The organism is Nostoc sp. (assembly GCF_036917155.1).
Taxonomy (GTDB): Bacteria; Cyanobacteriota; Cyanobacteriia; order Cyanobacteriales; family Nostocaceae; genus Nostoc.
Genome location: NZ_JBALDZ010000244.1, coordinates 17,094 through 27,787, shown reverse-complemented (window position 1 = coordinate 27,787; position 10,694 = coordinate 17,094). Strand labels below are relative to the sequence as shown.

The following is a 10,694-nucleotide window of genomic DNA, read 5'->3' as shown; positions in this document are numbered from 1 at the left end:
TGCTTTTGCGCCATGTGATTTATTCTACGATGCTATGTGCATCTATTTACTTTTTCTTTTTTGCACTACCCCGATTTATTGAGCGGATACGAATTACTGGCAGTCATCATATTTATACAAAAGAAGATGTAGTTGCGATCCTTTCCATACCAGTTCATAGTAATCGAGATTTGCCAATAGGAACATTGAAAAGCATTATGAAAGATGCAGGACTTACGGAAGAGGACTTGGGGTAATCAAATTTTAGAGAAAATTTTGTTGGGGCGATCGTATAATTAAAAGCGATCGGAATCTCCCGTAGCGACTGTCTTAAAAGTCAAGCGATCGCTCTTATATTTCCGACTCATACCAATTTACTATGAAGATGTAACCCATCCACCTGTGGCATAACGAATCGCATCAGCATTTATCCTAGTAGCCAATTCATCAAACCTTGCTTCTAAATCTGGGGGAGTATCTGCTTTTACATCTTTGTTTATGCTTATTTTGCTCTTGATAGCCATCAGACATTGTTACAGGTTACAAAGTCTTCTACACTGACTGGAATAGGCTTTAACTCTTAACGGCGGCTCCTCATGACGGACAACGATTCTGAATACATCAGGCAAACTGAAGCCACTCGTGTACGTGTACTAAGCGAAGCACTACCTTATATTCAACAATTCGCCGGTCGCACTGTTGTTGTCAAATATGGTGGCGCAGCCATGAAAGATAGCACACTCAAAGACAAAGTGATCCGCGACATTGTATTTTTATCCTGCGTCGGCTTGCGCCCGATTGTAGTCCACGGCGGCGGCCCAGAAATTAACAGTTGGTTAGATAAGCTGGGCATCGAACCACAATTTAAAAATGGTCTGCGAGTCACTGATGCCGCTACAATGGATGTGGTGGAAATGGTTTTAGTTGGTCGAGTTAACAAAGAAATTGTCGCGCTAATTAACCAAGCTGGTGGATTAGCTGTCGGACTTTGCGGTAAAGACGGTAATCTATTTACAGCACGTCCCCAAGGTCAAGAAGGCATCGGTTTTGTTGGGGAAGTCAGTAATGTGAATATCAAGATTTTGGACACCCTGGCTAGCAATGGCTACATTCCAGTGGTGTCCAGCGTCGCCGCAGACGAGACAGGGCAAGCTTATAACATTAACGCCGATACTGTAGCTGGAGAAATTGCTGCTGCATTAGGTGCAGAAAAGTTAATTTTACTGACCGATACCAGTGGAATTTTAAAAGATTACAAAGACCAATCTACTTTGATTCCAAAAGTAGATATCCGTGAAGCTCGCGAGTTGATTGCTAGTGGTATAGTCAACGGTGGGATGATTCCGAAAGTGAGTTGTTGTGTGCGATCGCTTGCTCAAGGAGTCCGTGCAGCGCATATCATTGATGGTCGCATTCCTCACGCTTTGTTACTAGAGATATTTACCGATGTTGGGATTGGGACAATGATTCTCGGTTCGCAGTTTACCTCTTAGGAGTGCTGAGTGCTGAGTGAGGAGTGAGGAGTTGCTTATCCCCTCATCTTCCCATTTCCCTGCTTTACCGGGGATAGGTAATAATAACCCGCGTCGGTGCGGAGCAACTTGTCGTCAGACATCGCCCGCCGCTAAATGGTGTACGACGCCATGAATTATTGATAATCACCGGATTAACTAGGGTTGAATCTCGAATTGTCGGATTTATAGGCGTGGAATTTGTCACATTCTGCCTTGTTGCTGGGTCTACAGGCGCAGGTGTGGGAATCGGGCTACCATAAATAAGGGAACCGACAGCAGGCGATCGCTGGACTCCATTAGCGCCATCAATCACGATCGCACGCTGGGCAAAAGCTCGAGCAATGCTTACACCCATCACTGTTAAAGTCATACCTGCTAGGAGACAATTCAGTTGCGAATGCTCATTTGTGAGAGGTTAAGGTCAGATACAATTTGTCAATAAGCAATAGTACTTAAAATATTGCTGAAATCGGGGTTAGAAACAGAATTTTTGATTGGGCGATGCCTAGGTTGGGCTTTGCCTACGCGTCATCTTGATACGCATCATTTATTCTTAACCCATAATTTCAGTACAACAGTTAACTTAATACCTCGGCTCTTTCCAAATTTTAAGCATAATTTCTAATTGACAAAAGTAAGATTATCTTAACCTCTCACCGATGGCGAATGCTTGATTTTCAACATAATTTTGCTCACCTGCATTTGATAACCAGAATTTTTAATCAGAAAATAGTCGCAGTTACTTAGTTAAAATTTTAGAAGTTTATCCAATTTCAGATTGCCAGCTTTTGAACAGATTCCAAAAAGATTGCTGGCATTGGCAAAATTAAAATAGTGCTGATTTTTGATAGAAAACGTGAGTACAGAAAGTTTAGAAATTGCTAAAACCCGCTACCAGACTGGGAAATTTGCCTTTGAAAATGGGCAATACCGCGAAGCCATAGAAAATTTAGAAAAGGCCAGTGCCCTGTTAGCTCGTAATTCTCGCCTTGGGGGCGAAGTAGAAATTCATCTAGTGACAGCTTATGAAGCCGCTGGACGCACAGATGATGCGATCGCTCTTTGCGAAAGACTCAAACGCCATCCCCATTTTGAAATCGGCAAACAAGCGCGGCAGATGCTTTACATCTTAAAAGCACCAAAGCTGAAAAGACCCAGCGAATGGATGATCCAAATTCCCGATTTAGGCGCACTACCAGATAATGAACTCAAAATTTCTATCGCTGCTAAACCTACTAAATCTTCTGTGCAGCAAAAGCCTAAACCTACGGAGCCAGAATTTGTTGACCTTAGTCAGGTCAATACCAGAGATAATCGCTTTATCTGGGTGGCGCTCATTGCTATCGGTTTAACCATCTCGTACTTGCTTTGGTTAAATTTTTCAAGAACCCCTGGCTGATAACAATTTTGGATTTTGGATTTTAGATTTTAGATTCTTTTGGTTCATGTCTCACCCACAAGGGGTAAGGGATAAACCAAAATCCAAAATTTAAAATCTTCGAGCTTTATCCGTTTATCGGTGGGGTCAATCCAAAATCCAAAATTTAAAATCCAAAATATGTTGACTTTTGGGGAGATTTATGGTTTTAAATTCTTCAATTTTTGGAAAGATTTTCTTGTGGTTAATCAGACCATTCCGTTTTGTATTTACACTGAATGGTCGAAATCGGATGAACCGCGTCTTTCCCATGCGAAATCCTATTCTATGGCTAGTGCTGTTAACATCACTGTTACTGACTGGTTGTGTTAAGTATGATGTAGGGCTTAACTTTGATAATTCAAATAGTGGTGAACTAGTACAGCATATTAAGTTGGGAGAACGGCTAACCAGTTTTAGCGGCGATTCTGTATATGAATGGTTGAATAGCATAGAGCGCCGCGCCCGTCAACTAGAAGGAAAAACACAGCGAGTTTCCCAAGAAGAAATCATCGTCACAATTCCTTTTAGTAGTGGTAGGGAATTGCAAGAGAAGTTCAACGAATTTTTTAATCCCCGTGCGAATCAACCCTCTGAGTCTGTGCAGAGCGAATCTGACTCAGAACTGCCGAAAATTGAATCAAACGTCCTCTTGGAGGAGAACAATTTTTTACTTTTAGTCCGAAATCGGTTAATTTATGATTTGGATTTGCGATCGCTCTCTCTAATTGCCAGTAAAGGTAACGTTCTGGCTAATGCTGGTTCAATTCTCGACTTGGAATTTAGCTTGAAAACTCCTTGGGGAGCCAAGAATATTCAACTAACTGAAACTGCAATTGAGCCAGAAAAAAATGGCAATCAATTAGTGTGGAAACTCCAGCCTGGTGAGCTAAACCATATAGAAGCTGTTTTCTGGCTTCCTAGTCCCCTTGGTATTGGTGGGTTATTAATTATCCTGTTTGTCTCGGGAGGATTGTATTTGAGATACAATTTCATGCCAGATCCCAGAATTCAGTTTCCTCCCAAAGCAGCAGCAATCCAGTAATAGTAGACTATTCATCTGTTGAATATTGTCAGTTAAGCCGATGCATTCTCCATCGGCTTTTTTACACTTTCTCCAGCTTTTTCTAAAAATGAGTCATAGCGAATTAGCCAAAGAAATTGTTCGTGTTTCCTATCTGAAAGGCGAGTTTCGGTTACGTTCTGGTCAGGTATCTTCCCATTACTTTGATAAATACCAGTTTGAATCTAATCCTTTGTTACTGAAGCGGCTAGCTAAAGAAATGGTAAAAAAAATTCCACCAGGCACAGAAATGCTAGCAGGATTGGAACTAGGGGGAGTTCCTTTAGCAACAGCAATTTCATTAGAAGTTGAATTACCGGTTGTCTTTGTTCGGAAGACCAAAAAAGAATATGGAACTGAAAAAATAGCAGAAGGGATTAATATTCAAGGAAAAAAGTTGTGTATTATTGAAGATGTTATTACAACAGGTGGTCAGGTTATAAATAGTACTGAAGCGCTGCGTAATGAGGGTGCGATCATGGACTTCGTAATTTGCGTAATCTGGCGCGGAAGTACACAAGACAATAGTCTCGAAAAAGCTGGCATTCAAAAACTTGCTCTGTTTGATATGGAAGAACTTTCAGTGTGGATGTAACTGTATTAGGGAACTCCAAGAAATAAATTATCCAATATTGTGGGGTGGGCATCTTGCCCGCCCAGTCCATAGGGCAGGCGAGACGCCCACCCCACAAGAAGTAATTGGATATTTTTTTATTTGGAAGTCCCTTAGGGAACAATACAGTTCAGATCAGCCCAAAACCTTGTAGAGACTGCGATTTATCGCGTCTAGAAAACCCAAAATTGTTGCCGATAGCCCTTAACCCAAGCGTATTGCCTTAGGGAATGGGGAATAGGGACAACCCGTAACTTTCTACTTCATGCAAAAGAACGACTGCTGTGAGAATTTCGCTGCCAAATAAAATCAAAATTTAGGAGTCGTAAAAGGACTACGAAATCCAGCTTGGAGACTGGTTTTCGTAGTCCTTTTGCGGCACCATTTTAATAAATGTGCAACTACCTTAATCTCTCACCGATGCTAACCCCAGCTAAAAACAGTCAAATCGGTTAATCAACTAAAAGTTCTGGGGTGGCAGTGGTTTTCCTTGGCTCTTAGGAACATTAACTACATTTAAAGCTTTCGCAATTGCAATAACATCATTATCTAAGCGTCGAGCTTTATCATTACCAGGACAGCTAATGTCTTGTGACTGCTGATCGGCTAACTTAATGGTAGTAGTTGTACCAAACGAAACAGATTTGGCACAACCTTGTTTAACTGACAAATTAGATAAAGGTTCAGCAATTTTCACGTCGCGAAAAAACTCTCTTGTCAATTTTTTGGATAATTTACCTCTGTTAGACCCTTTGCCATCAACATAATTAACTTCTCCAGTTGGTGATACATAAATGCGATACCCAATCGTATTGGTAGAGCCACTATTGACGATAATCGCAACGTTATTAGGTACAAGCGCCATTACTAATTGAGACGAACAAAGTACAAATGATACACCTGCTAGCCCTAGTAATTTTTTAGAAAAAATCCGATTCATCATATAAGAAGCCTCCTCATTTATGAGTCTTGGTTGTCAAACTTTTATGACCAATATTCATCTGAATAAGTTTCTTTCATTTCCTGATTTTAAACAGAATCTTCAGTAAAAATTTCTCGCCATACTTTTGTGATAAGCTTGTCATAAGTTCGTCAAATTAATATGAAATAATCACCAGGATTTATTTTGTACTTTGTCAGTAAACCAAGGCGATAACAGCAGGTTTTAAAATCAAGATACTTCAATCCCTCCATTTCACTTTCTTGGTAATTCAGTTTGGTAAAAAGCCAGTAACTACGCTAACTACGAGGAATATTCCCATCACCAAACGATACCAAACAAATACCCAAGTACTGTATCTTTCTAAATAATGCAGTAAACTATAAATGGCGGCAAAAGCAGAAATACTAGCTGTAGTTAAGCCAATAATTAAAGTCATCCAACCATTGATATCAAGTCCAGCTTTGAAAAGCGTATGCAGTTCTAACGCTCCTGCTAGAATCACGGCTGGCAAGCCCAGTAAAAATGAGAATCTAGCAGCAGTTTCTCGCTCCATTCCTAAGAATAATCCAGCAGTTAAGGTAGAACCGGAACGGGAAACTCCTGGAATTAAAGCTAATGCTTGAGAAATTCCTACCCAAATCCCATCACTTAATGACAGTTGATTAAAAACGCGATCGCGTTTCCCAAATCTTTCTGCAATTCCGAGCAACAAAGACATCACAATTGATGATATTCCTACAACTATCAGGGCGCGGAAAGGAGAATTACAACCATTGAGACTTTTTTTGAGTAAAAGACCTGCAACAGCAATGGGAACTGTACCAATTAATAATCCAATTGCTAAACGAAAATATTGGTTGCTGTAATCTTGTTCAGAAATTGCCCTGACAGTTGCACCTGTTAATTTTTTCAAATCTTGCCAAAAATAACTAATGACAGCCGCGATACTCGCTAACTGCATCGCTGCACTAAAAGCACTTCCCGGATCTTTCCATCCTAATAATCCCGGAATAATTCGTAAATGTGCTGTGCTACTAATGGGTAATAATTCAGTAATTCCTTGTACAATTCCTAAAAAAACTATTTTCAACCAACTCAATTCTAGAAAACCTAAATCGACATCACTAGAACAAGAGGTAGCCGATAAAAATAAAGAAAACATCATAGCTTGATGAAGGGATATTGTACTTTTGAGGATAGTAAGTAGTGAATATGTAAAAATTACATCTAAGAAAACTTTTATTAATTGCTGTTTAAATAGATATTCAGCTACGATACATCCTTTTGAAATTAAACACGTTACATTGACTTTACTATGACAAACCTATGACGAAAGTATGACTATTTTTTCAGATTAGCATTCGCAATTAGCGTATATTTTACAACTAGGCGATTTCCAATTCCAAATTTCAAGTCAAAATTCTCAAATTATATTAGATACTTTTTCGTAGTTGCAACCAATCTTTACCAATCTGGATGCTGATATCGGAGTAGAGATTGCCAGTACTTTCCACTCGGACTTCACCTAATTCTAAAGTGTTGCGAATTGATTGAGCGCTCTCACGATCTCCCTGTTGGGCAATAATCCGAGTTACTTCTAGAGGCTCACCCCAGCTTTTAGTAATATAAATATTGCTATAGCCAGCTTCTTGTAAGATTTTGATTAGTGGATGCAGGTTCGCATGATTGCTGCCAGTGCTGTCTTGAATTGCCACTCGTAAACTAGCTGGATGATTGGCTACTTGCGGTTTTGTTGCTGAGTCCAAATCAAAATACTGAGCCATCATGGCAAAAATGCGGCTGCTGTTTGGTATCCAGTAGCTAGCATCATATTCCTTCTTTTCGCTAAAACGACCAGACACCATTAACATCTGCATATTAGAACGAGTAGTTTGCACCATAAAACCCAACAGCGCTACTAACTCCTCCACTGTTAAGTTGGAATCAATATGTTCTTTAACTATGTCAAGAATTTTAGGCAGTTGAGTCAGTGTGGTGGGATTGAGAGTTTGGTCGGTTAAGGCACTAATCACCATTTGCTGGCGTTGAATACGACCAATGTCTCCTAACTCATCATGGCGAAAGCGCAAAAGTTGCAGCGCTTGGTCTCCGTTGAGATGTTGTTTGCCTGCTTTCAAATTGATATAAAGATGCTGGGAATCATCTTGGTATTTCATATTCTTCGGTACATAGACTGTCACACCACCCAAGGCATCGACTAACTTGCTGACTCCCAAAACGTTAATTCTGATATACCGATCAATTTCTACTCCACCCAAGAGATTACTGACTGTTGTACTGGTTAAAGCCGGCCCACCATAAACATTGGCAGCATTAATTTTGGTCAAACCATGTCCAGACACATCTATGCGGGTATCTCTAGGAATGGAAAGCATTATTAATTTTTTCTTTTCCGGCTCAAATCGCAGTAGAAGCATGACATCAGATAGACCATCAAAGGAATTTAGTTCAGGCTGATATCTCAAATGTAGGCTTTCAGGGGGCGGGTTCTTAATGTCTGGGGGCAGCACACTCATTCCTAAAACTAGAATGTTTACAGGGCGGCTTAATGCAGAAAATTGTAGTCCACTTCCAGTGATGCCCTCTCTATCAAACACTGCTTGCTGTTGTTGGTTTAGCTGAGTTTTCTCCAAAGGCTTGCTGCTGAAAGAAGCTGCTAACAGCATTCCGGCGATCGCTGATATCATTGCCACACCGCTCATCCCTACGCAAAACCACAGCCAGCGTTCGGATGTAAGTTTTTTGGTATTTTTGTTACCCCCTTTGAAGGTTTTCACCGAACGTTTTTTTCCTATTGGCATTCTTTTAACACTCACTCCTCACACTAGACAATTTCTGCTTGTCATTCGGATTTAAAGCAGACAAGCTAACCTACAATAGCTCACTCTCAAATTATCTCTTAGCCAAAATCAGATGAGATTTTGGAGTAATAGCAACCGAAACTTTTAAGAAAATATTTATAAACTAACTTATGCCAATGACATTTTTGTGACTAATATATGGCACTTGTATGACGCTCAATAAAAAGTATTTAATCTGTTAAAAATTATGAAAATAAAAGTATTTATCCTCTCTGCACACTGAGCGTAATAATTGTTATATTAATGGATACTGAAAGGTCGCCTACTGAAGCAAGTGTTAGAAGAGTAGCCTTGGCAAATAACACCCTTTTAAATTCAGAAACCCGCAGCAGATGTTAATCCCGCATTTCTCACAAGTTTGAAATGCAGAGGGGCAGAGGGGCAGAGGGGCAGAGGGGCAGAGGGGCGGAGGGGATTGAACTTGGCACATTGAACTCTCCTCTGCTCCCCTGCTCCCCTGCTCCCCTGCACAAGCACAGGCTTTGAGCATTGGTGAGAAATCCGGGTAATGCCTATGAGAGGCAGAGGGCAGTTTTCCGCAAGCTCTAACTGCCTTTGTAGACAAACTTTCTCTAATTAAAAGGGAACAGGGAACGGGCAACAGGCAACAGGGAAATCCCCATAATTAAAATCAGGGGATTTGTACAAGGACACATTGAAACATCGTGGCTGACGCCATCTCGTTTCAAATATTTTTATCTCTTTTCATAAATAAATTTAGGGGCTTTAAACCCTGTATTCGGGGCTAATTTTTTTTCTGTTCCCTGTTAAGAGTTCCCTGTTCCCGCCCCGAAGGGGCTTGGTAAGTCGGGGAGAAAAATTCAATGTATATGAAGAAATATAAATTAGCTGTCGGGTGTGTTATGCCTGATAGCAACGCACCTGAGATTGTTGACGGTGCGGCGCTTGGCGACAACACACCCGACATTAAAATTCCTTAACATAGCTGGAAATATTAGCACCGACTTACTTAATTTCTGGAATCCGTTTCTCTGTAATTGTAGAAAATAGTATTAACTCTGATCCCAAACACCGATTCTTCTATGCCAGTTACATCTACTGATAATCCTCATGCCTTGCTCTATGGTTTAGCCAATGGTTCAGTCAAAGCGCTCGAAGATGATGAAGCGATCGCAGCAAACAAGACCTTGGCACTGCAATTACAGTCTAGACTTCAAGATTTTTGGCTCTTAAATTCACCTGATGGACTTTGGGGGGCCAAATCCGCTAGGGCGCTAAATGCTTACAAACATTTTCAAAATCTCAGTGAGCCAGGGATAAATTCTCATATTGCCGCTAGCCTGCTCAATACCAATCCGACTGACTTAATACCAGGGTTTAAACTCAACGACGACTGGCCAAGTCGAACCGTGATGTGGTTAAGCTTACATAATCAACATATTAGTATTAACGGTAATGATGGAGAAATCAACATCGTTTATTTTCGGGGATTAGACCGTAATGGTCAGTGGAATGGTAATGCACCATTTGTCTGGAATGACCGACGTTGTGTATTAGTAATTAAAGACCAAGTTCCCAGTTTTGCGGGTAATTGGTTAGGCACTTGTGACCCAGGAGAATATTACTGGGAGAATCCGATGAATGAAAAAGGTTGTGCGGATATTCAGGCATGGCAATACCAAGCTTGGAGCGTCGGTCATCACCACGGTAGTACCGGAGACCAATTGGCTCTAGTACAAACTGGAGATATTACAGTGTTGCGTGGCCCTGAGCGCTTACCTGATAAGGGTAATAACTTTAGCGTCGATCAACACACTACTAATAATCCAGATGGGAATAGCCCTGGTGAGCCAGTCAAAGGTTGGTCTGCTGGATGTATGGTGGGAGCTAGTGCCAATGAACATTACGACGAGTTTATGTCTTTGGTGCAAGCAGACCCACGGGAAAAGAATGCCCCCGGAAAATATCAGCACTGGACAACAGTGATTAATGGCAATGAATTTCTAGATATTTTTCCTGGGTGAACTACCCACACTGACTTGGAGTACCAAGTACGGACTGTTTGCCATGCTTGGATTTGCATTTAGGAAATCCAGCACGTTTCTCAAAAAATTCCTCACCGAACAGGGCAAAAGTAAAAAGTAAAAAGTAAAAAGTAAAAAGGCAAAAGAAAGGAAAATGGTTTGAACGTGAGCATCGGGAGTAAGGTAATTCAATTAATTGCAAAACGCTGTAAGAGCAAAATTGCCAGGAAACCCCCTAAAAAGAAAAAACCCGCCGTAGCAGGTTACACAACAAAACTATGAACAATGAAAACTTGAT

The 10,694-nt window shown here is 40.8% G+C and carries 11 protein-coding genes; 6 read left to right on the top strand and 5 right to left on the bottom strand.

Annotated elements, in window-relative coordinates; all coding sequences use genetic code 11:
* Nucleotides 1-236: type II toxin-antitoxin system HicA family toxin (locus V7K67_RS33060; RefSeq protein WP_442943988.1), on the top strand; the 236-nt coding region annotated here is incomplete at its 5' end.
* Nucleotides 237-356: 120 nt separating this feature from the next.
* Here the strand turns inward: V7K67_RS33060 and V7K67_RS33055 are convergent.
* A complete protein-coding gene (locus V7K67_RS33055; protein WP_335170191.1) occupies nucleotides 357-503 on the bottom strand; it encodes a hypothetical protein in 147 nt (48 codons plus the stop codon).
* 72 nt (nucleotides 504-575) lie between these two features.
* Here V7K67_RS33055 and argB point away from each other — a divergent pair, with 72 nt between their 5' ends.
* The gene (argB, locus tag V7K67_RS33050; RefSeq protein ID WP_334731819.1) at nucleotides 576-1,472 is read left to right on the top strand and encodes an acetylglutamate kinase; all 897 of its coding nucleotides are present in this window, start codon (nucleotides 576-578) and stop codon (nucleotides 1,470-1,472) included.
* A gap of 64 nt (nucleotides 1,473-1,536) precedes the next feature.
* Here the strand turns inward: argB and V7K67_RS33045 are convergent, their stop codons facing one another.
* Nucleotides 1,537-1,863, bottom strand: a complete 327-nt coding sequence (locus V7K67_RS33045; protein WP_334731818.1) for a hypothetical protein — start codon at nucleotides 1,861-1,863, stop codon at nucleotides 1,537-1,539.
* A gap of 486 nt (nucleotides 1,864-2,349) precedes the next feature.
* On the opposite strand from V7K67_RS33045, the gene V7K67_RS33040 reads away from it, so the two are divergent.
* The 3 genes from V7K67_RS33040 (at nucleotide 2,350) to pyrE (ending at nucleotide 4,568) form a co-directional block, all read left to right on the top strand.
* Entirely contained in the window at nucleotides 2,350-2,892 is a 543-nt protein-coding gene (locus V7K67_RS33040) for a tetratricopeptide repeat protein (protein ID WP_334733015.1), read from the top strand.
* 181 nt (nucleotides 2,893-3,073) lie between these two features.
* Nucleotides 3,074-3,955, top strand: a complete 882-nt coding sequence (locus tag V7K67_RS33035; protein ID WP_334733016.1) for a DUF3153 domain-containing protein — start codon at nucleotides 3,074-3,076, stop codon at nucleotides 3,953-3,955.
* Between the two features lie 88 nt (nucleotides 3,956-4,043).
* Nucleotides 4,044-4,568 (top strand): orotate phosphoribosyltransferase, encoded by a 525-nt coding sequence (gene pyrE, locus V7K67_RS33030; protein ID WP_334733017.1) that lies wholly within the window; start codon nucleotides 4,044-4,046, stop codon nucleotides 4,566-4,568.
* A gap of 478 nt (nucleotides 4,569-5,046) precedes the next feature.
* Here the strand turns inward: pyrE and V7K67_RS33025 are convergent, their stop codons facing one another.
* The 3 genes from V7K67_RS33025 to V7K67_RS33015 all read right to left on the bottom strand — a co-directional run bounded on the left by V7K67_RS33025 (nucleotide 5,047) and on the right by V7K67_RS33015 (nucleotide 8,351).
* Nucleotides 5,047-5,529, bottom strand: a complete 483-nt coding sequence (locus V7K67_RS33025) for a hypothetical protein (RefSeq protein ID WP_334733018.1) — start codon at nucleotides 5,527-5,529, stop codon at nucleotides 5,047-5,049.
* Between the two features lie 268 nt (nucleotides 5,530-5,797).
* Nucleotides 5,798-6,694 (bottom strand): undecaprenyl-diphosphate phosphatase, encoded by an 897-nt coding sequence (locus V7K67_RS33020; protein WP_334733019.1) that lies wholly within the window; start codon nucleotides 6,692-6,694, stop codon nucleotides 5,798-5,800.
* 268 nt (nucleotides 6,695-6,962) lie between these two features.
* The gene (locus tag V7K67_RS33015) at nucleotides 6,963-8,351 is read right to left on the bottom strand and encodes an LCP family protein (RefSeq protein ID WP_335170188.1); all 1,389 of its coding nucleotides are present in this window, start codon (nucleotides 8,349-8,351) and stop codon (nucleotides 6,963-6,965) included.
* A gap of 1,103 nt (nucleotides 8,352-9,454) precedes the next feature.
* On the opposite strand from V7K67_RS33015, the gene V7K67_RS33010 reads away from it, so the two are divergent.
* Nucleotides 9,455-10,396: a hypothetical protein gene (locus V7K67_RS33010; RefSeq protein ID WP_334706375.1), complete on the top strand. Its 942-nt coding sequence runs from the start codon at nucleotides 9,455-9,457 to the stop codon at nucleotides 10,394-10,396.
* The last annotated feature ends 298 nt before the right edge of the window (nucleotides 10,397-10,694 follow it).